Annotated in this window: 17 protein-coding genes; 2 read left to right on the top strand and 15 right to left on the bottom strand. The window is 60.2% G+C overall.

What is annotated here, in order from left to right; translation table 11 throughout:
- Positions 1-18 precede the first annotated feature (18 nt).
- The 14 genes from HYX42_RS00935 to HYX42_RS00870 all read right to left on the bottom strand — a co-directional run bounded on the left by HYX42_RS00935 (position 19) and on the right by HYX42_RS00870 (position 16,574).
- Positions 19-1,305 (bottom strand): HlyD family secretion protein, encoded by a 1,287-nt coding sequence (locus tag HYX42_RS00935; protein WP_293398727.1) that lies wholly within the window; start codon positions 1,303-1,305, stop codon positions 19-21.
- A gap of 96 nt (positions 1,306-1,401) precedes the next feature.
- Complete coding sequence (locus HYX42_RS00930; protein ID WP_293398726.1) at positions 1,402-2,052, bottom strand: hypothetical protein; 651 nt, start codon at positions 2,050-2,052, stop codon at positions 1,402-1,404.
- Positions 2,049-3,152, bottom strand: coding sequence for a cell division protein ZapE (gene zapE, locus HYX42_RS00925; protein ID WP_293398725.1), 1,104 nt, complete (start codon positions 3,150-3,152; stop codon positions 2,049-2,051). Before zapE ends, HYX42_RS00930 begins: the two co-directional genes overlap by 4 nt.
- A gap of 12 nt (positions 3,153-3,164) precedes the next feature.
- Entirely contained in the window at positions 3,165-4,592 is a 1,428-nt protein-coding gene (gene lpdA / locus HYX42_RS00920) for a dihydrolipoyl dehydrogenase (RefSeq protein ID WP_293398724.1), read from the bottom strand.
- Positions 4,593-4,758: 166 nt separating this feature from the next.
- On the bottom strand, positions 4,759-6,018 hold the full coding sequence (odhB, locus tag HYX42_RS00915) for a 2-oxoglutarate dehydrogenase complex dihydrolipoyllysine-residue succinyltransferase (RefSeq protein ID WP_293398723.1): 1,260 nt from the start codon (positions 6,016-6,018) through the stop codon (positions 4,759-4,761).
- Between the two features lie 49 nt (positions 6,019-6,067).
- Positions 6,068-8,965 carry a 2-oxoglutarate dehydrogenase E1 component gene (locus tag HYX42_RS00910; protein WP_293398722.1) on the bottom strand — a complete coding sequence of 966 codons (2,898 nt, stop codon included), beginning with the start codon at positions 8,963-8,965 and terminating at the stop codon, positions 6,068-6,070.
- Between the two features lie 233 nt (positions 8,966-9,198).
- On the bottom strand, positions 9,199-10,917 hold the full coding sequence (gene soxB, locus HYX42_RS00905) for a thiosulfohydrolase SoxB (RefSeq protein ID WP_293398721.1): 1,719 nt from the start codon (positions 10,915-10,917) through the stop codon (positions 9,199-9,201).
- 289 nt (positions 10,918-11,206) lie between these two features.
- Positions 11,207-11,788: a sulfur oxidation c-type cytochrome SoxX gene (gene soxX, locus HYX42_RS00900; RefSeq protein ID WP_293399974.1), complete on the bottom strand. Its 582-nt coding sequence runs from the start codon at positions 11,786-11,788 to the stop codon at positions 11,207-11,209.
- A 102-nt stretch (positions 11,789-11,890) separates the two neighbouring features.
- A complete protein-coding gene (soxA, locus tag HYX42_RS00895) occupies positions 11,891-12,667 on the bottom strand; it encodes a sulfur oxidation c-type cytochrome SoxA (protein ID WP_293399972.1) in 777 nt (258 codons plus the stop codon).
- A gap of 117 nt (positions 12,668-12,784) precedes the next feature.
- Positions 12,785-13,096 (bottom strand): thiosulfate oxidation carrier complex protein SoxZ, encoded by a 312-nt coding sequence (soxZ, locus tag HYX42_RS00890; protein ID WP_293398720.1) that lies wholly within the window; start codon positions 13,094-13,096, stop codon positions 12,785-12,787.
- A 55-nt stretch (positions 13,097-13,151) separates the two neighbouring features.
- Entirely contained in the window at positions 13,152-13,619 is a 468-nt protein-coding gene (gene soxY / locus HYX42_RS00885) for a thiosulfate oxidation carrier protein SoxY (protein ID WP_293398719.1), read from the bottom strand.
- 96 nt (positions 13,620-13,715) lie between these two features.
- Positions 13,716-14,744: a c-type cytochrome gene (locus tag HYX42_RS00880; protein ID WP_293399969.1), complete on the bottom strand. Its 1,029-nt coding sequence runs from the start codon at positions 14,742-14,744 to the stop codon at positions 13,716-13,718.
- 103 nt (positions 14,745-14,847) lie between these two features.
- Positions 14,848-16,176, bottom strand: coding sequence for a sulfite dehydrogenase (gene soxC / locus HYX42_RS00875; RefSeq protein ID WP_293398718.1), 1,329 nt, complete (start codon positions 16,174-16,176; stop codon positions 14,848-14,850).
- Positions 16,170-16,574, bottom strand: coding sequence for a metalloregulator ArsR/SmtB family transcription factor (locus HYX42_RS00870; RefSeq protein ID WP_293398717.1), 405 nt, complete (start codon positions 16,572-16,574; stop codon positions 16,170-16,172). Before HYX42_RS00870 ends, soxC begins: the two co-directional genes overlap by 7 nt.
- A 267-nt stretch (positions 16,575-16,841) precedes the next feature.
- Here HYX42_RS00870 and HYX42_RS00865 point away from each other — a divergent pair, with 267 nt between their 5' ends.
- Positions 16,842-18,173: a surface lipoprotein assembly modifier gene (locus HYX42_RS00865; protein WP_293398716.1), complete on the top strand. Its 1,332-nt coding sequence runs from the start codon at positions 16,842-16,844 to the stop codon at positions 18,171-18,173.
- A gap of 17 nt (positions 18,174-18,190) precedes the next feature.
- Positions 18,191-19,636, top strand: a complete 1,446-nt coding sequence (locus tag HYX42_RS00860) for a FecR family protein (protein ID WP_293398715.1) — start codon at positions 18,191-18,193, stop codon at positions 19,634-19,636.
- Positions 19,637-19,646: 10 nt separating this feature from the next.
- Here HYX42_RS00860 and HYX42_RS00855 read toward each other — a convergent pair whose 3' ends face one another.
- Positions 19,647-20,684 carry a glycosyltransferase gene (locus tag HYX42_RS00855; RefSeq protein WP_293398714.1) on the bottom strand — a complete coding sequence of 346 codons (1,038 nt, stop codon included), beginning with the start codon at positions 20,682-20,684 and terminating at the stop codon, positions 19,647-19,649.
- Positions 20,685-20,716 lie beyond the last annotated feature (32 nt).

Genomic DNA, 20,716 nt, shown 5'->3' with positions numbered 1-20,716 from the left:
GGTGGTCCTTCTTCAACATCACATCCGTCCCGAAATGCTGTAGAGCGGCTCCAGCATCCACTCATAGAGGCGCCTGGTCTCCTGCAGTATGTCTGCATCCAGCCGCATCCCGGCCTGCAGGGGCAGTTCGGTACCGTAGGTCCTGACGCTTTGCTGGTTCAGCCTGACGGTAATGGAAAACACGGGTTCACCCACCGGGGTATCCGGCAGGGTAAAGCCAATCTGTTCGGTCGCCGGCACAGAGGCGTTGGACACGGACTCCACCACGCCTTCGTACTGGCCAAATTTCTGGAAAGGGTAGGACTGGTAACGCACAAGCACCCTGTCACCCTTGCGCACAAATCCGATGGTGCGGCTGGGTGCATAAAGGCGCGCTTCGAGTTTCCCGTCCTGGGGCACCACATTGACCAGTGGGCGCGTGGTGTCCACAGTCTGGCCAACTTCCCCGGCGACCAGGGTTGCCCGGCCCGCCTCGGGCGCAGTGATCACCACGCGGCGCCGGCCTTCAACTTCGGTCAGCTCCTGCCGGGCAGACGAGATGCTGCGCTGCAGAATCGAATTCTGGTTGGCAAAGCGCATGCGCGTTGCCTCTATCTCACGCACCGCTGTTGCCAGTTCACGCTGGCCAGTCAGGGACTCGCGCTGCAGTTGCTGCATTCTTGCCTGCTGCTCGCTGAGCTCGGCCTCCTTCTGGTAAAGCTGCTCGCGCGGTATGTAGTCCTGGTCGGCCAGGCCCTGGTAACGCGTGCGCGCATCTTCCGCAATTTTCAGGCGTATCTGCTGCTGTTCAAGCTGTCGCTGGAAGGCGGCAGCCTCTGCGCGCAAAATGCCGACGCGGCGCTCAAGCAAACCGACATCGCCGGTTTCAACAATGCGGTTACGGGCGATTTCCGCCTCCAGGGAGCGTTTGCGCTCATCTACCTGGGCGCTTATGTCCATCTGAATCTCGCGTGAGCCGGCACCCACACGGTCGCTGCTCAACACGTAGAGCACATCGCCTTTTTTAACGGCCTGCCCTTCGACAACGGCCTTTTCGACCACCACACCGGGCTGGGGCGTAAAAACGCGAATAACACCCGCGGATGGGACCAGCTGGCCCGTCACCGTGGAGCGGCGGGTGTAACTGCCCAGCGTCATGAACAGCACGACGGTGAGGCCAATCACGGCGGCGATGCCTGCGAACCAGGACATGGACACGCGCGGATTGAGAACAATTTCCCCCAAAGCACTGGTACTGCGCGCTTCCAGCACTTCCTCGCGGAAGAGCTTGGTATCAGGCTTTGGGATTGGCGGGTTTGGGGTCAAATCAGGGAGCGATTGCAAAATGTTACAAATCGCCAGCCGATTTTAGTCGAGGGTCGCAGCTATGCAACCGCTTTGGGGCATGCCGTGGTAAGGATGCTATTGAGGCTGGGGCAGTGATTTGGCGGGCGGGCCGGTGCGGGCGGCCTCGTCACGCTCATGCCTGGCCTGCCGCTCCTTCGCTTTTTCCAGCCGCTCGTTGAATTTGCGGACTTCTTCGGCACTTTCGGCCTTTTTTGTGGACCGGCCCGATGCCTTTTGCTGGTTGTTTGTCACCCTGCTGGCAGCCGATTCGACATTGGTTTTCTCATTCGCTTTCAGGGTATCCCGATCAGCTTTTTTCTGCGCGTCGCGTTCCATGCGATCGTCAAAATCCTTGAGGGACGTTGCGCGCCTGTCGGCCGCATCCTGCTGTTTCTCAAGTGACGATTTTTCTTCCGTTTTGAGAATCTGCTCGGCCGCCCTGGCCTTGCGATCCAGCTCATCAAGCAGGACTTCCTGGCGCCGCAGATCAGCCATGGCGTCTCGCCGCCTTGGTTTGATCTCGTCGAGGCATCTGTTGACCAGGAATTTTTTGTAGCAGGCAATCTCCTCTGTCACAAAGCCTGCCTCAAGGCGCGCTCGCGCGTTGTTGATGCGGGTACGCTCCACATCCGCCATCGGGACAGATGCCGGGGCGGCAGCAGGCGGGAGCTGCGCATGCACAGCAAGCGCCAGAGCCGACAGCAGCAACAACAGTATTTTTTTCATGTCAATGTGGTGTCTACATCCCTGCGCTCCAGCGCAAGGTACTCGGCAGACTGCATTTCTTCCAGGCGTGAGATGGTGCGGGGAAACTCGTGGGCCAGAGGCCCTTCCGTGTACAACGCATCGGGGCCCACCTCTGCCGACATGATGAGTTTTACACGCCTGTCGTAAAGCACGTCTATCAGCCATGTAAAGCGCCGCGCTTCCGAGGACATCCGCATGGGCATGGCGGGTACATCGCTAAGGAAAACAGTGTGGAACTGCGTGGCGATTTCAAGGTAGTCGTTTTGGGACCTGGGCCCGCCGCAGAGCGTTTTGAAATCAAACCATACAAGGCCACCGGCCTTTCTGCTGGCCTGTATCTGGCGCGATTCGATATGCAGGATGGGGTTTTCGTCGGGCGATTCGGCCAGTTTGTTGAAGGAATCCCTCATCTCGGCATTGGCCTTTGCACCCAGCGGCGTGTGGTAGAGCGTCAACTGCTCCATCGTACGCCGGCGATAGTCCGTGCCGTTGTCGACGTTGACAATTTCAAGCTTCTCCTTGAGCAGCTCAATGGCCGGCAGCACGCGATCCCGGTGCATGCCGTTGGGGTAGAGGTCATCCGGGTGAAAGTTGGATGTCGTGACAAACCCGACGCCGTTTTCAAACAGCGCCGCCAGCAGCCGGTGCAGGATAAGCGCATCGGTAATGTCCGCGACATGGAATTCGTCAAAGCAGATCAGGCGATAGCGCTTCGACATGCGCTTGCCGAGCTCGTCCAGCGGGTCTGCCGTTCCCTGAAGGTCGCGCAACTCGCGGTGCACTTCACGCATGAACTCATGAAAATGCAGTCTGGTTTTGCGATTCAGCGGCACGGCGTTGAAAAAGCAGTCCATGAGGAAGCTTTTGCCGCGCCCCACGCCGCCAAACATATAAACGCCACGAGGAATCGGCGGGCGATTGATCAGCTTCTTGAGGGCATTGGATCGCTGCGCCTTGAACCCGGCCCATTCGGCAGCGCAACGCTCAAGTGCATCTACGGCCCGCAACTGGGCGGGGTCACTGACGTAACCCCGCGCTACAAGCTCAGCCTCGTAGGCTGCGCGAACCGGACCTGTCACCCGTGTTGCCGTTTAGAAGTTCAGGGTACGTTTGTCCACTGCCAGCGCTGCCTCTTTGGTGGCTTCGCTGAGCGATGGGTGGGCATGGCAGATGCGTGCAATGTCTTCGCTGCTGGCACGGAACTCCATCGCCACCACACATTCGGCAATCAGCTCACTCGCCATCGGGCCCACGATGTGCACGCCCAGGATTTCGTCAGTCGTAGCATCAGCCAGCATCTTCACCATACCGGTGGTGTCACCTAATGCACGGGCACGGCCATTCGCCAGGAAGGGAAAGGTACCGGACTTGTAGGCACGGCCTGCAGCCTTGAGCTGCTCTTCTGTCTGGCCAACCCATGCGATTTCGGGGTTGGTGTAGATCACCCAGGGAATGGTGTTGAAGTTGACATGCCCATGCTGGCCAGCAATGCGCTCGGCCACCGCAACGCCCTCTTCCTCGGCCTTGTGCGCCAGCATGGGGCCACGTACAACGTCGCCAATCGCCCAGACATTGGGCAGGCTGGTCTTGCAGTCACCGTCAACCACAATCGCGCCGCGCTCGTCCAGCGCGAGGCCCACGGCTTCAGGCGCCAGGCCTATGGTGTTGGCGACACGGCCGATGGAGATGATGAGCTTGTCAACTTCCAGCGTCTGGGCTTCGCCCTTGGCATCGGTATAAGCGACGCTGACGCCCTTTTTGCTGTTCTTGATCTCGCCGACCTTCACGCCGAGCGCGATCTTCAGGCCCTGTTTGTCAAAAACCTTTTTCGCCTCCTTGGCGATCTGCTGGTCAACTGCACCGAGGAAGGTCGGCAGACCTTCGAGCACCGTGACTTCTGCACCCAGGCGGCGCCAGACGGAACCCATCTCCAGGCCGATCACGCCGGAGCCGATCAGGCCCAGCTTTTTCGGCACCGCGCCTATGCGCAGGGCGCCGTCGTTTGAGAGGATGTTCTCTTCATCAAACGGCGCACCAGGCAATGCACGGGCATTCGAGCCGGTGGCCACGATGATGTGTTTGCCGGAAATGGTTTCTTCGGCAGCGCCCGCCACCTTGATGTCGTACAGGCCATCTTTGGCTGCAGCAAAAGAGCCGCGGCCGTGGAAGAAAGTCACCTTGTTCTTTTTGAACAGGTAAACGATGCCGTCATTGTTCTGCTTGACGACGTTGTTCTTGCGGCCAATCATTTTGGCCACATCCAGGCCCAGTCCCTTGACCTCAATGCCGTGGTCGGCAAAGTGGTGGCTGGCCTGCTCGTAGTGCTCTGACGACTGCAGCAATGCCTTGGATGGAATGCAGCCAACATTTGTGCAGGTACCGCCCAGTGCGGGGCCACCCTTGGCATTTTTCCATTCGTCGATACAGGCCACATTGAAGCCCAGTTGCGCAGCGCGGATGGCGGCAATGTAGCCGCCAGGACCGCCGCCGATGACGATCACGTCGAATTGTTTTGACATGTACTCTTTCAATAAAGCTGCCGGTGGCAATACCTGGGTTTGCCTTCGCACCGGCGAACGAAGCAAAGCCTTTTCAAGAGACACCGCGGAACCGGCTTTGCCGGGCCGCAGGTGTCGCCCCCTTGAAGGGGGAGGCCGCTACACGCAGTGAGCGGCAACAGGGGTGTCACAAATCAAACAGGAGGCGTGCCGGGTCTTCCAGCGCTTCCTTCATGGCCACCAGGCCCAGGACCGCTTCACGGCCGTCGATGATGCGGTGGTCATAGGACATGGCGAAGTAGTTCATCGGGCGAACCACAACCTGGCCGTTTTCAACCATGGCACGGTCCTTGGTGGCGTGCACGCCCAGGATGGCGCTTTGCGGCGGGTTGATGATGGGGGTGGACATCATGGAACCGAAAGTGCCGCCGTTGCTGATGGAGAAGGTGCCGCCTGTCATGTCTTCAATGCCCAGCTTGCCGTCCTTGGCCTTCTGGCCGAACTCTGCAATCTTCTTCTCGATGTCGGCAAAGCTCATCTGGTCTGCATTGCGCAGGATGGGCACGACGAGGCCGCGCGGCGAACCCACCGCAATACCGATGTCGAAGTAGCCGTGATAGACGACGTCATTGCCATCAACAGACGCATTCAGAACCGGGTATTTCTTGAGGGCGTGAACCGCAGCCTTGACGAAAAAGCTCATGAAGCCAAGCTTGACGCCATGCTCTTTTTCGAACTTTTCCTGGAAGCGCTTGCGCATGTCCATGACCGGGGCCATGTTGACTTCGTTGAAGGTCGTCAGGATGGCGTTGGTCGATTGCGATTGCAGCAGGCGCTCGGCGATACGGGCGCGCAGGCGGCTCATGGGCACGCGCTGCTCGGGGCGGTCGCCCAGGTCGGATGCCCTGGAAGGCGCAGACACCTGAGGCAACGCAGTGGCAGGTGCCCCGGTAGGGATTGCAGCCGCAGCAGGTTTGGCGGCGGCGCCCAGCACATCACCCTTGGTCACGCGGCCGTCCTTGCCGGTGCCAGGAACGGAACCTGCGGCCATGTTGTTGTCGGCCATCAGTTTGGCGGCAGAAGGCATGGCCACGCCAGCCATGGAGCCAGCGCCCGAAGTTGCGGGAGCGGGCGCCGAGGCCTGTGCGGCGGCAGGCGCCGCTGCGGCTGCAGCAGCCGGTGCAGGAGCAGCCGCAGCGCCCTTGCCTTCGGTGTCGATCTTGGCGATGAGCTGCTCGGCAGCCACGGTGCCACCATCGGCCACCAGTATTTCGGTGATGACCCCTGCTGAAGGTGCTGGCACCTCCAGCACGACCTTGTCAGTCTCGATCTCGATCAGGATTTCATCGACCGCAACTGCGTCTCCGACTTTTTTCTTCCACTGCAGCATGGTGGCTTCCGCCACGGATTCAGACAGCTGGGGAACTTTGACGTCTACGATAGCCATGTATTTCTTTCAATTATTTCTTGTGTATCTGTGTGGGGCGACAGTGACCTTATTTGGTCAGTACAAAACCCTTGAGCTTGCCGAAAGCGCCTTCAACCAGCGCCTTTTGCTGCTCCTGGTGCAGGTGTGAATAACCCACCGCAGGCGACGCGGAAGCCGCACGGCCGGAATAACCCAGCTTCTGGCCTTCAAGCATGTTCTCGTGGATGTAGTGCTGCACAAAGAACCATGCGCCCTGGTTTTGCGGCTCGTCCTGGCACCATACGATGTCGGTGGCGTTCGGGTACTTCTTGAGCTCGGCGGCAAATGCCTTGTGCGGGAAGGGGTAGAGCTGCTCGATGCGGATCAGCACCGTGTCGTCAAGACCCTTTTCCTCACGCTTTTTGGCCAGGTCGTAATACACCTTGCCCGAGCAGGCCACGATGCGTTTGACCTTGTCGGCCTTCTTGATGACGTCTTCTTTCTGCTCGGGGATCACCGTCTGGAAACCGCCCTTGGTGAACTCGGACAGCGGCGAGGTCGCGTCCTTGTTACGCAGCAGCGACTTCGGCGTCATGATGATCAAGGGCTTGCGCAGGTTGCGCACCATCTGGCGGCGCAGCACGTGGAAGATCTGGCTGGCCGTCGTCGGCTGCACCACCTGCATGTTGGTGTCTGCCGACAGCTGCATGAAGCGCTCAAGGCGTGCCGAGCTGTGCTCCGGGCCCTGGCCTTCATAGCCGTGCGGCAGCATCAGCGTGATGCCGTTGACGCGGCCCCACTTGACTTCACCGGAGGCAATGAACTGGTCGATCACGACCTGTGCGCCGTTGGCAAAGTCGCCAAACTGCGCTTCCCAGATCACCAGCGTGTTGGGGTCGTTCGATGCATAGCCGTATTCAAAAGCCAGCACGGCTTCTTCTGACAGGATGGAGTCGATGACCACAAACGGCGCCTGCTTGTCGGCCACGTTCTGCAGCGGCACATAGGTACCGGTGTCGAACTTTTCGCGGTTCTGGTCATGAATGACGGCATGGCGGTGCGTGAAGGTACCGCGGCCGCAGTCTTCACCCGACAGGCGAACGGGGTAGCCACTGGCCACCAGCGAGGCGAAGGCCATGTGCTCGCCCATGCCCCAGTCCACCGGCACGTCACCGCGGCCCATGGCTGCGCGGTCGTCATAGACCTTCTTGACCAGCTGGTGCGGCGTGACGGTTGCAGGAATGGTCGTGATTTTTTCAGCGATGCGCTTCCACTCGGCCATGGGCAATGCGGTGTCGCCCGCATCTGTCCACTTCTTGCCGAGGTAGGGGCTCCAGTCGACCGAGTACTTGCTCTTGAAGTTGGTGATGACCGGGTCAAAGGTGCTCTTGCCTGCGTCCAGGGCGGCGCGCACGGCCTTGACCATGTCGTCGCCCAGCGTGTCGCCCATGCCCTGTGCGGACAGCTTGTCGGCATACAGCTTGCGCGTACCGGGGTGCTGCGCAATCTTTTTGTACATCAGCGGCTGGGTCAGCGCAGGCGTGTCCTGCTCGTTGTGGCCCAGCTTGCGGAAGCAGATGATGTCAACCACAACATCCTTCTGGAAAGCCATGCGGAACTCCAGCGCCAATTGGGTGGCCAGCACGACGGCTTCGGGGTCGTCACCGTTGACGTGCAGCACAGGTGCTTCGATCATCTTGACGACATCGGAGCAATACAGCGTCGAGCGGCTGTCGCGCGGGTCGCTGGTGGTAAAGCCGATCTGGTTGTTGATGACGATGTGCACCGTACCGCCGGTGAAATAACCGCGCGTTTCGGCCAGCGCCAGTGTTTCCATCACAACGCCCTGCCCTGCAAAGGCGGCGTCGCCGTGCACCAGCACGGGCAGCACCTGCAGGCCTTTGGGGTCATCGCGGCGGTCCATGCGGGCACGCACGGAACCTTCCACCACGGGGTTGACGATTTCCAGGTGCGAGGGGTTGAAGGCAAGGCTCAGGTGAACCGGGCCGCCAGGGGTGGTCACGTCGGAGCTGAAACCCTGGTGGTACTTCACGTCACCGCTGGGCAGGTCTTCAGGTGCTGTGTGGTCGAACTCGGCGAACAGGTCTGCCGGCACCTTGCCCAGGGAGTTGACCAGCACATTCAGGCGGCCGCGGTGGGCCATGCCTATGACGATTTCCTTCACGCCGATTTCACCGCCGCGCTGGATGAGTTCGTCCATGGAGGCGATAAAACTTTCGCCGCCTTCAAGCGAGAAGCGCTTCTGGCCGACGTACTTGGTGTGCAGGAAACGCTCCAGGCCTTCGGCTGCGCTCAGGCGGTCCAGGATGTGGAGCTTCTTTTCCTTGCTCAGGCTGGGCTTGCTGCGGATGGCTTCCAGTTTTTGCTGCCACCAGCGCTTCTGGTTCTGGTCCGTCATGTACATGTACTCGGCGCCAATGGTGCCGCAATACGTTTCGCGCAGGGCGTTCAGCAACTCGCGCAGGGACATGGTGTCCTTGCCGAAGAAGGTGTTGCTGGTGTTGAAGACGGTTTCCTGGTCGGCATCGCCGAAACCATAGAAAGACGGCTCAAGTTCGGGAATCTTGTCGCGCTCGGTGCGTTTGAGCGGGTCGAGGTCGGCCCAGCGTGCGCCGACGTTGCGGTAGGCGGCAATGAGCTGCTGGACGGCGGTGCGCTTGCGGCCCATTTCGGAATCGGCACTGGCCACGACAACCCTGGTCTGGCCCTGTTTGGCGCGCTCGGCGAATGCATTGATGACCGGCAGGTGCGGCACGTCTTTGGCATTGCTGCCGTCAACTGCGGGAACGTGCTGGAGGGCGTCGAAATACTCGCGCCAGGTGTCGGGCACGCTGCCGGGATTGGCGAGGTAGTTTTCGTACATCTCTTCGACATAGGGCGCATTGCCGCCGAAGAGATAGGTGTTGCCGCTGTAGGCGGCGTAAATTGACGATGCAGACGTGGACGACTGCGAGTTTGAACTCATATCCGCTGACCTCCGTTTCCCTTGGGGAAACATTAGCTGGTTAAAGCTGGGTTGATTAACCTTCCGCGATCACGGCTGGACCGATTTGCGGATGCGACTGTGGCAGGAAGGGCCTTCAGAAACACCCATGATTGTGCCACCGTTCTGCGACAGGGCCAAGAAACCATGGGCCTGGCGCATGTTTGAGCACCTGATTTCCCATGCATTGACGGCATGAGTTTTTGCCGTACACGCTAGCCCGCCAGCCCCGGATTGCCAGCCACGCCGATCAGTGTGGGTGTATTCGGCTTGACCGGTTTGATGGTTTTGTGGGCCTTGAAGTACGTCTCCATGACCTCCCAGATGGGCGGACCGGCGTTTTTGCTGGCCTCGGCCACGGGCGCCCAGCCGGCAACCTTGTAGGTCTTGTCGGCCTCGATCAACTTGCCCTTGAGGCGCATGTCCTGGATGCGTGAACCCATCTTTGCACCCGGCTCGCAGGTCCAGGTCAGCCCGCCGGTACGCACCATGTCGCCGCCCTGCTGGTAATAGGGGTCGGGGTTGAAGAGGTTGTCGGCGACGTCTTCAAGAATGGTCTTGATCATGTCCCCGCGCATGTCGGTCAGCGTCGTCCACGGGTAGGTGATGGCGGTCTGGTCCATCAGGTGTTCGCGCGTGATGGCCTGGCCCGGCAGCAGCGAGGTTCCCCAGCGAAAGCCCGGCGAAAAGCCGATTTCCGCACCGCGCACTTCCATGAGGCCGTCGAGGATGACCTGGTCAAAGGTGCCGTTGAAGTTGCCGCGGCGGTACAGCGTGCCCTCGGTGGTGGCGAGCTTTTCGGCCAGTTTTGCTTCATAAGGTGCACGCACCCTGGTGATCAGCTCGCCCATGGCGCCATCTGCGGGCAGGAGTTTTGAGAACACCGGGAGCAACCTGTAGTTGAAGCCAGTGACTTTTTTATCCTTCACATCCAGATCCAGCACCCCGAGGAACTTGCCGTTGCTGCCCGCGTTGGTGACTATGGTCCTGCCGCCGGGGTTGCTCACGATAACTGGCCGCGGCACGCCGTCGTGCGTATGCCCTCCCAGGATGGCGTCTATGCCCGTGACGCGCGAGGCCATTTTCAGATCGACGTCCATGCCGTTGTGGCTCAGCAGCACCACGGCCTGCGCGCCCCTGGCGCGGGCGTCGTTGACGGTTTCCTGCATGTCTGTTTCGCGGATGCCGAAGCTCCAGTCGGGCGTCATCCAGCCGGGGTTGGCGATCGGCGTGTAGGGGAAGGCCTGGCCGACGATGGCGACCGGGATGCCGTTCATCTCTTTAATCACGTAAGGCTTGAACACCGGGTCGCCGAAGTCGCTGGTTTTGACGTTTTGCGCCAGGAAGTCGATCTTGCCGGCAAAGTCGCCCTCGACGATCTTCTTGATGCGGTCCTGGCCGTAGGTGAAATCCCAGTGGCCGGTCATCACATCCACGCCCAGCAGTTTTGCGGCATCGACCATGTCCTGGCCCTGCGTCCAAAGTGCCGTGGCGCTGCCCTGCCAGGTGTCGCCGCCGTCCAGCAACAAGGCGCCGGGCCGCGAGGCCCGCAGCTGTTTGACCAGCGTCGCCAAATGCGCAAAGCCGCCGACCTTGCCGTATTGGCGGGCGGCGCGCTCGAAGTCGAGGTAAGTCAGCGCATGGGCTTCTGCGCTGCCGGCCCTGATGCCGGCGGCTTTCAGCAGGTGCTGGCCCACCAGATGCGGCGACCGGCCGCGCATAGTCCCCACGCCCAGGTTGACCGATGGCTCACGAAAATAACTTGGCATCAGCTGCGCGTGGCAATCGGTCATGTGCAGCAGGTGCACATTGCCAGAGCGCGGCACGTCGTACAGCGCGCCGGCCTGGGCGGCGCTGGCATCGCGCTGCAGCGGAAAACCGGCGGCCAGCGCGGCGGCCATGACGCTTGAAAACTCTCGGCGGGACAGGTTCATGGCGGGCTACTTGGTGTTGGCTAAAGCGTTTGGGAGGTATTAATTACTATCAATTTAATAGCTGCTCACGTACGTATTTATTGGCCTGCAGCCGATTTGCCACCTTAAAACGACCGTTTTTTGGACATTTTGAAGCGATCGACGGTCCAAAAACAGGTCCAAACCACGAAAAGTTAATATGGAACTTAACTTTTTGAGATTTTTTAACGTACACGCTAAATTTTTGCCGTGCACGTTAAAAAATGGCTGAAGGCTGCCACTGATCAGTCGGAAGCCTGTCGCGGACCTGTTACTGGTTGACCGGTGATTTCGGGTCCAGCAGCAGCGCCATGACATCGCGAATCTGCTGTTCGGTCAGGATGCCGGCATGGCCAAAACGCGGCATGTCGGAGCAGGCGTTGTAGGCCTTGGAGTTCCAGAGCTTGCCCCAGGTGTAGTCGACGATAGGCTTGCTCTCGGGCGATGCCGGGTTGCTCACACCGCGCAGCTTGCCGTAGTTGTAGAGGCTGGGGCCGATGGAGCCGAACGACAGCTCGGCCTTGCTGATCTGGTGGCAGTTGTAGCAGCTGCCACCGTTGACCGAGTTGGCCGGGTCGCTCCAGGTCAGGCCGCGGCCGTTCTGGGCAATTTTTTCACCTTCGGCCCAGTCACCAATCAGCTTGCCGTCGGCCGGGAACTTCACCGTCTTCAGGTTGGCTGCTTCAATAGCCTTGGCGAGTTTTTCGTCAAGCGCCGCACCCGCAGCTTCAGAGCACGCCTGGTTGGACGCATCCTGCACCAGCCGGTCCATCTTCGCCTCGCCCTGGGCGCGGAAAGACGACTTCATGACCTGTTGGGTCGCTTCGGCCACCTGCTGGGATGTCGGCGCCATGGCGCAGCTGGCCAGCAGCACGGCCACACCCAGGCTCATTGAAACAAGGCTGACCCGTTTGGCGGTCTGGTTGATTGTTTTTTTCATGTTGAAACTCCCCGCTCAGCGTTTGAGGGCCGGGGCAATCGACTGACCGCCCTTGCTGTTGACACCCATGAACACACCGAGGGCGATGGTGGCGTCAGACGCGTAACCCGGGAAGGGGAAGCGCTGCTGGCGGTAGCAGTCGTTGAGGCGGCGCTGCATGCTCCAGAGGTCACCGCTGGAGACGCGGTAGGCCGGCCAGGAGCCGAAGCCGGTGGACGCTCCAGGCTGTTTGGTCAGGTTTGGCAAATCCTGCAGGCGCACGCGCTTGTCGTCGGCACCATGGCAGGACGCGCATGAAAAGTCATACGGACCGCCGCGCAGGTAAAACACCTTCTTGCCGACCTCGTACATGAGCTTTTCCTGTGCATGGGCCTGCGGCACGTTGAACTTCATGTCACGCGATTCGCCCGAAATGTAGGCGACCAGCGATTCGATGGTTTTTTGTTCACCGGCGCCAAAAGGCGTTTTGGCGATTTCAAGAGCGCTGAAACCCTGCTGCTGCTCCATGCAGGTCAGGAGACGCGATTCCAGATCCTGCACGCGATTGGTGTCGGCAAAGTAGCGCGGCAGTTCGACAAACGCGCCCTTGACAACGCCCGGGCCCTTGCCGAGGTCACATCTTTCAAGAGAGGCTTTCTTGGGGCCGCGGGCTTCCTTCCAGAGGCCCTCGCCTTTGGCTTCATACAGCTCTGCCGGGTTGCCGTCGGCCAGCATGGCGCGGTATTCGGCAATGCCCTCGGCCGTGGTTTTCTGGGCGGATGCCGTCATGGGCAAGGTCGCCACGGCTGCCATGGTGGCCAGTGCTGCCAGCAGGGTCAGGCCGCTTGAACGGGTCAGTTTCATCGTGTCTCCTCGACGTTTTTTTGTAACCGGTGCGCAAGCCCCGCAAGCGGGGCGTCAAGGGATAAATCAGGTAATCACGGCTTCGTCGCTGCGCTTGTCGCCGCGGTTGTCCACCCAGCTGACCACAACTTTGTCGCCGGCCTTGCCGCCCTTGAAGGCGAACTGGATGAAAGGGTTCTTGGACACCGCCGTGCCCCACTGGGCGCTCATCACGGTCTTGCCATTCCAGGTGGCGTTGATGTTCTGGATGAACCAGGCCGGTACGATTTTGCCGGCGGCATCGCGGCGCTGGCCGCTTTCCATCTCGTGGCTGACCAGCACACGAACGGTGGTTTTGTCGCCCTGGGCCTGGGCACGGATTCTCATTGGATCTGACATGTTTTTCTCCTGAATTCAGTGTTGGGTTGTGGGTCTTGAATGAACAGATGCGCGGTTAACCGCCGCAACCGCCCAACGTGACTTTCACTTCCTTGACTGCATAAAAGAACTTGTCGCCGGCTTTGGCCAGCGCATAAACATTGGACGACTGGCCCATCTTGACGTTGGTCGAGACATTGGCATCGGTACCTGCAGGAATGTCGAACGCGGCTGCCAGCGCAAACGGGTTTTTCTCGACCACAAATGAGATTTGCGTGGTGTTGGCGATGTTGCTTTGTGCGGCAACACGCACCACGGCGCCGTTTTCGGCGATCTCGGGCGCCTGCAGTACCAGGTCCTTGCTTTCGACCGGTGCGCTGGTGGCGCCCAGGGCCTTGGCTGCATCGGCAAGCGATTTGGTTTCAAAAGCGGCCTTGTTCCAGCCGGGCGCGTTTTGCGCATGCGCCGGGGCGAGGCCTGTAGCGGCAGCCAGCGCCAGCGCTGTTGCGCCTGAACCGCTTGCCAGAAAATCACGACGTTCCATGGTGGACTCCTTTGGTCTGAAAAAACTTGAAGACTGTTGAATATTGGACACAAAAACTGCTGAGCTTCACAGGGGATTTCTACCGGGTTACCTGCATCATCTGGGCATGCCTTGGGCCAGCCACTGCGCGACCTGTGACGCTTCAGCCTCGCTGAGAGACTGCGCCGGCATGGCAATGCCACCCCAGACGCCCTGCCCGCCTGCCCTGATTTTGCCCGAGAGGTAATTCACCGCGTCGGCGCGGCCCTTATCCTTATATCTGGCTGCGATCTCATTGAAGCCGGGACCTATGAGTTTGCTGTTCAGGCCATGGCAGGCCAGGCAGGCATTTTTTTGCAGCAGGGGCGTGATGCCTGATGTCGTCGGCCCACTGGATAAAGGAGCTGCGGCTACCTGTGCCACAACAGGTTTTGCGAGGGTGTTTTGGCCAAACACGGCTGGCGGTGGCTGTGTCGTGTCCGCACCCCGGCTGGCGCCAATCATGCGCGACTGCCCGGCCAGGTTGCCGTGTGCGTTGCGGGCGTAGTCAGGCAAAAAGCTTTTGATGACGGCTTCAGGGCCGCAATTTGACAAGCAGGCCGAGCCCTGCACATCGGGTTTTGCAGTGCCACCAAGCTCCTTGCCTGGCCACATGGCATGGGCAGTCGTCATGCCGTTCCGGTTGGGCAGCATGGCCTGCACGTCGCGGACGTTTTTATCCGAGAGGGTGAAATCGGCCGGCAGGATGTTGCCCAGGTTCAACACATAGGCCGTGACCGCATAGACCTCATCGGTCGTCAATGTCTTGGGCGCATTCCAGGGCATGGCGCGGTTGATGTAGTCCCACAGCGTTGACAGCGTCGCGACCTTCATGAGCGAGGTGCGCTGCGGCTGGTTGGCGCCCGGCATCAGGCCGTCCACGCGCCCTGCCTTGACGTCTTCTGCGGTGGTGCCGCCAGCGATCGGCGTGAACACCTCCGACGACTCGCCAAAGCTGCCGTGGCACGAAGCGCACTTGCCCTCCCAGATCACTTCGCCCTGCTTCACGGAACCCTGGCCCTTGGGCAGGCCCTTGAAATCGGGCCGCACGTCGATGTCCCAGGCCTTGATCTCTGCCGGTGTGGCTGTGCGGCCTATCGCAGACATGGCGGTTTGTGCTGGCGTTTTGGCAGGTACCTGCGAATGCGCAAAAGAGGAAATGCTCACGGCGGTCATCAACAGGCCGTGGCGCAGCAGCGTGGAAGAGGTCTTAAACCTGGACATTCTTGACCTCGCCGTTTTCTTCAAGCGACCAGGACTGGATGGCATTGTTGTGATAGATGCTGCGCGAAGCCCGCACCTGCCTGAGCTGGTGATAGTCGGGCTGGATCTGCCCGGTGTCGTCGACTGCCCGACTCTGGAAGATGGCAGGTTTGCCGTCCCACACAAAGTCGGCGTTAAAACGCGTCAGGCACTTGCCCAGCACCGGGCCTTCAAGGCGTGCGGGTCGCCAGTTGCGGCCGCCGTCGGTGGAGACATCAACCTTTTTGACTTTGCCGCGGCCGCTCCAGGCCAGGCCGGTGATGGTGTGAAAGCCCTTGTCCAGCAGCACCTGACCGCCACTGGGCGAGGTGATGACGCTTTTGACTTCCTGAATGCTGGTGTACTGGCGGTGCAGGCCGCTGGGTTGCAGGTCGACGTAGTGGATGGTTTCGTCTTTTGTGCCGTAGGGCATGTCGCCCAGCTCGATACGGCGCAGGTATTTGACCCAGCTCACGCCCTGCACGCCGGGGACGATGAGGCGCAGCGGGTAGCCGTTTTCGGGTCGCAGCATTTCGCCGTTCTGGCCATAGGCCACCAGCACCTCGCCGCTCATGATGAGGCTCATGGGGATGGTGCGCGTCATGCCGGAGCCGTCAGCGCCCTCGGCCAGCACAAACCTGCCGCGCTTCAAATCGGCGCCGCAAAGTTCAAGCAGCGTGCGCAGCGGCACGCCGGTGAACTCGCTACAGCTGAGCATGCCATGCGTGTACTGCACCGTCGGCACGGCAGTGTTGCCCCATTCCATGCCGGTATTGGCGCCGCACTCTATGAAATGCATGCGGCTGACATTGGGCAGGCGCATGAGTTCGTCCATGCTGAACACCATGGGGCGCTTGAGCATGGTCTCATCCGAGCCATTGACCATGAGGCGGTGCCTGGTGGGGTCAATGTCCCACCAGCCCTGGTGGTGACGTTCAAAGTGCAGGCCGCTGGGGGTGATGATGCCGAACAGGCCCTGTAGCGGGCAAAAGCTGACGCTGGCCTGGCCTATGCGCGTGAGGCCGGGACTTTCACGGCGCTGCAGGTTTTTTTCAAACTCGCTGGGCAAGCCGTACGGCCGCGCGGCTACCGGCTGGCCTAGACCCGTGCTGTGTGGCGGCAGGTTCAGGATGTTGGGATCACCTTCAGCGGCCTGGGCTTGCGCATTGACGGCGACAGCGGAAGACGCGGCAGCCAGTGCCCCGGCCAGGAAACCGCGCCTGCCGGCCCGGACGTCCTGCATCTGGTCGCGCGTCAGGAAATTCTCGGGCGCCCTGCGAATGAAGCGGCTCAGCATGTCCGGGGCGCTTTCCCGGGCGCCTTGAGGGGCGATGTGGGCGCGAGCGCCTGGCCGGGGGGCAAGGCATCCGGCTCATCAAGCTCAATCGCAATCTGGGTACAGACGCTGCGGCACAGGGCAATGGCCTTCTCACTTTGCACGCGGTAAATCACCTGCGCGCCCTCCTTGCGTTTGGCAAGGACCCCCGTGCGATAAAGCACGGCCAGGTGTTGTGACAGGTTGGGCTGCGTGGTGTCGATCTCCATGAGCAGTTCATTGACTGATTTCTCACGCACGCACAGCGCACTGAGCACGCGCAGCCGCATGGGCGTGGACAGCACCGCAAACAGCTCGGCAGCCAGTTCAAACACCCGGCTTTGCTCTACCGGCCCATCGGCCTGAATCATTTTTTCCATTGGCATGTCGGCTTAAATATAAGTATTTGCTTATATTCTGGGCGCTGAATCAATTCCGTCATGCCCGGACTTACCCTTGGTGTGACGCAACACGCCGCGCACATTTTGTTACGTATCACCATGATGTGGCCTCGAGGGCAAACGCTGCTTTGCGGAGCGGAAACAAGTGTAAAAAGTCACGGCGTGCAAGTACACCGCGTGCTATAAAACTTTTTGTTTCAAAGGTGGCTGCCTAAAATTACAAAAACTGTGGGGGTTGTGAGCGCCATGAGGTCAAAACAAAAATTATTTGCAAGCGGTTTGCTGGCATCGCTTCTGGCCTCAGGAGCGGGTCTTGTGCATGCGGAAGTCGATGCACTCGTGCGCGATGCACGCGCGCTGCTGGACAAAAGCCAGGCCAGGGAAGCGTTTGACCTGCTGGAACCCCAGGAAACACCGCGCGCCGGCGATCCTGACTTCGACACGGTCCTGGGTATTGCCGCCAATGAAACCGGCCAGTTCACCCGCGCGATTTTTGCCCTTGAACGCGTGCTGTCGGTGCAGCCCGAAAACTCGCGGGCCCGCGCCGAACTCGGCCGCGCCCTCTTCTCCGTGGGGGATACCGTGGGGTCTCGCCGGGTTTTGCTCCAGACAAAACAGGACAACATTCCGGTAGAAGCCGCAGCCACCATAGACCAGTTCCTGCAGGCGATAGACCGCACCGAAGAGGCGGCGCGCTCTTCGGTCAAGTCCTATGTCGAGGCCGGCATCGGGTATGACAGCAATATCAACAGCGGGGTCGCCAACTCCAATGTCGCCGTGCCAGCCTTTGGCGGGCTGGTGTTTACGATCAACAATTCGGGCCTTGCCACCAAGGACAACTACGCCACGCTGAGTGCAGGCATGTCCGCCCGCTACGTGATCGATCCGCGCTGGTCCCTCATCGCAAACCTCTCCGGCAATGCCCGGGGCCACCAGAAAAACGCGACCTACAACAACCTGCAGCTCGACGCCAACGCGGGCGCCAGCTACCGTTACGAAAAAAACGAGTTCACGGGCGTGGTTCAGGTCGGCACTTACGATGTCAACGGCACCCGATCCCGTGACCAGGCGGGTATCGTCGGCGAATGGACGTACCGGTTTGATGGTTTCAGGCAGCTCAGCAGTTATATCCAGTGGGGTTCACTCAGCTACCCGGGGCAGCCGACAAGAAATACCGACAGAACGGTCATTGGCTCGTCATATGCCCACGCCTTCCGCAACGGGTTCCTCACCTTCGGGGGGGGCTACATCGGCACGGAAAAAGAAAAAGACAGCGCCTTTCCGCAGTCAGGCCACAAACTTTATGGCATACGCACGGGCGTGCAACAGGAGTTGTCCCCGGATCTCTCGCTCTTTGCGGGCCTGAGCTATGAAAACCGCAGGTACAACGGGCCAGACACCCTTTTTCTGATGACACGCAAGGATGATCAGTTCAACCTCAACCTTGGGCTGAACTGGATACCCGGCAAAGCCTGGCGCGTCATACCGCAACTGGCGCTGACCCGGGTCAAGTCGAACGTGGCCCTTTCCGACTACAAACGTTCAACGATTTCGATCTCTTTGCGCCGCGATTTCTAGGCTGTCCCGGGAAAATCATGACCACCTCACTCCAGATCCAGCAAACGGTTCTTGTCATTGCACTGGCATCCATCTATCCGCTGCAATCCCGCGCGGCTTCGACCGCCGGGGTGGCGCAATTCACCGCCGGGGAGGTCAATGTGCGGCGTCCTGACGGAGGCACGGCACCACTGTCCAAGGGCAAGGATCTCGAAAGCGGTGAGTCGATCCTGACCGGTATCAATGGCCGTGCCCAGGTTAAGTTCACCGATGGCGGCCTGATATCACTGCAGCCAAATACCGAATTCAAGATCGCCAGTTATGTGGACAAGGCCGACCCCAAAGAGGACCGTTTCCTCGTCGACCTGTTGCGCGGGAGCATGCGCGCCATCACGGGCCTGATTGGAAAACGCAACCGCGAGAACTACAAGGTCAACACCGCCACGGCCACCATAGGGATCCGCGGATCCGGCTTCAATGTGGGCTACAACCCCGACGGCTCGGTGGGCGTGACAACGGAGCTTGACTCGATCGAGGTTTGCAATGCCGGCGGATGCGTGGGCCTTACAGCCGGTGAATCCGTCAGGGTGCTCAACAGCACGGAAGCACCCGTACGAACCAACGTCAAGGCAAGCCTGCCCACACCGGGTCCCGAGCAGGAGCCTACGGTTGCGGGAAACCAGACGAACGCCGAGGGCAAGACGACGCAGGTTACAACGACGACAGAAACCAAAACAACCACGACCACAACAACGACGACAAAGACAACGACGACGACGGAAACCAAAGTCGATGGCAAGGTCAGCAACACCGGTACATTCACCGATCTGCGCGGTATCGGGCATTTCCACACCGCGCTGAACAACACCGACCAGAACGGCACATTTGTCTCTGCGGCCTCCAACAACGCAGGTTCGGGCACGCTGGATTCGGGCAAGGCGACATCAATCCTGATCAACGGATCGACATTTGACGTCACCACGAGCGCGGAATCGGGGTCGCGGGGCACTATCGCTGACAACAATTTCATCGGCTGGGGCAACTGGGTAACGGGTACAAAATCCTTCAACGGCACCACGTCCAATATTTACCAGAACCATTACCTTGTCGGGCAGCCAACGGCCACCCTGCCGACAACGGGCAATGTGTTTGCAAACTATGTGCTGGTCGGAGGCACCAACCCGACCAGTTACACGGGCACGAGCGGAACCCTCACTTCCGCGACACTGCAGGTGAATTTCGATCCCACCCAGCTCGGCGGCCGCCTGCTGAAGTTCAATGCGGCCACCAGTTTCGGAACCATCTCCCAGAACTTTGTGTATTTCTCCAGTTCCACCGTGACCAGCTCGGACAGCAAGCTGTATGTGCTGTTTACAGGCGCCAATGCAGTAAACGCCGGCGTGCTTTACAACGGCACCATCGTCTCCGGCAACGGTGCCGTTGGCGGCACCTTCACCGGCGTTGCTGTTTTCAGGGCTCCCTGAAGCGTTCCGGCTAAAGGTAAAACGCCAGGTCCCGCTCCATGGCATCGCGGCCATGAAGCGACAAGGCCTGCACCATCGCCGCACGTCCCACATCAGTGCGAAGTTCAGCAGAAGCGCAAAGCCGCATCAGCGTGTCCCAGGCCTGTTCCTGGGTGTGAACCAGAAAGCCTGAAACGCCGTCTTCCACCACCTCAGCGTAGCCTCCGCGAGAATGGGCCACCACAGGCAAACCGCTCGCCATGGCTTCCACCACCACGCGCCCATAGGCCTCAACGGAAGCCCCAGTGCGGTAAAAGAAGATGTCGAGAGAGCGGTAAAAATCAGCCGCCGGCATCGCGCCTGCGGGCATCAGTTCGATACCGTCCACGCCGGACAGTAGCGGTACCAGGCACATGCCCCCCATGATCCGTACGCGCACGCCCCTGCTTGCAAGCATGCGGTAAAGGGCCGGGTCCTCCGGGTGATGCTTGTCGGGGGCGTCGCGGCTGATGCGTCCCACAGCCAGGGCTTTGCGCTGCCCGCCTGAACCGGAGCTCTTGCCAGACGCATTCCCGGCAAGGCGTTCTTCGCCCACCCGGGTAAAAGGGGCGATGTCCATCAGGCTCCTGATCACCTGCCCCGGCAAGCCGACGCTTTTTTGCAGCATGTGCGAGACGAACACAAGTTCCGGTTCCAGTCCGGTTGCATGGCGAATGTCCTCGATCACTGCAAACAGTTGCCCGTGATTGGCAAGGTTGTAAAAAAGAATGATGCGCTCAAACTTTGTGTATTTGAGCCAGACACCGGCCTGCATATGCACCCCGGCAATCAGCAGCACACCGCTTGCCGGATACTGGCGCGCAAAAGGCTGGATGCTGCTGATGGCGTCTCCCGCGTAAGCAGCGCTCACCGGTACATCAGACCAGATCTTCACGGGCCTGCGTGCGCCCACAAGGTGCCGTATCTCCAGCAGTTCACGTTCTGCGCCGGTAAACAGTTCCGTGAAGTGGCCCAGCAGGTGAAGTGTTGACGGCGCAGTGGCATCCATGCCCGAATCATAGTCATGCACGGCCTTGGGGGCCGTAACGCTGCAACATAATT

The organism is Polaromonas sp., assembly GCF_016185115.1.
Lineage (GTDB): Bacteria > Pseudomonadota > Gammaproteobacteria > Burkholderiales > Burkholderiaceae_C > Polaromonas.
This window is presented reverse-complemented; position numbering and strand designations above follow the sequence as displayed.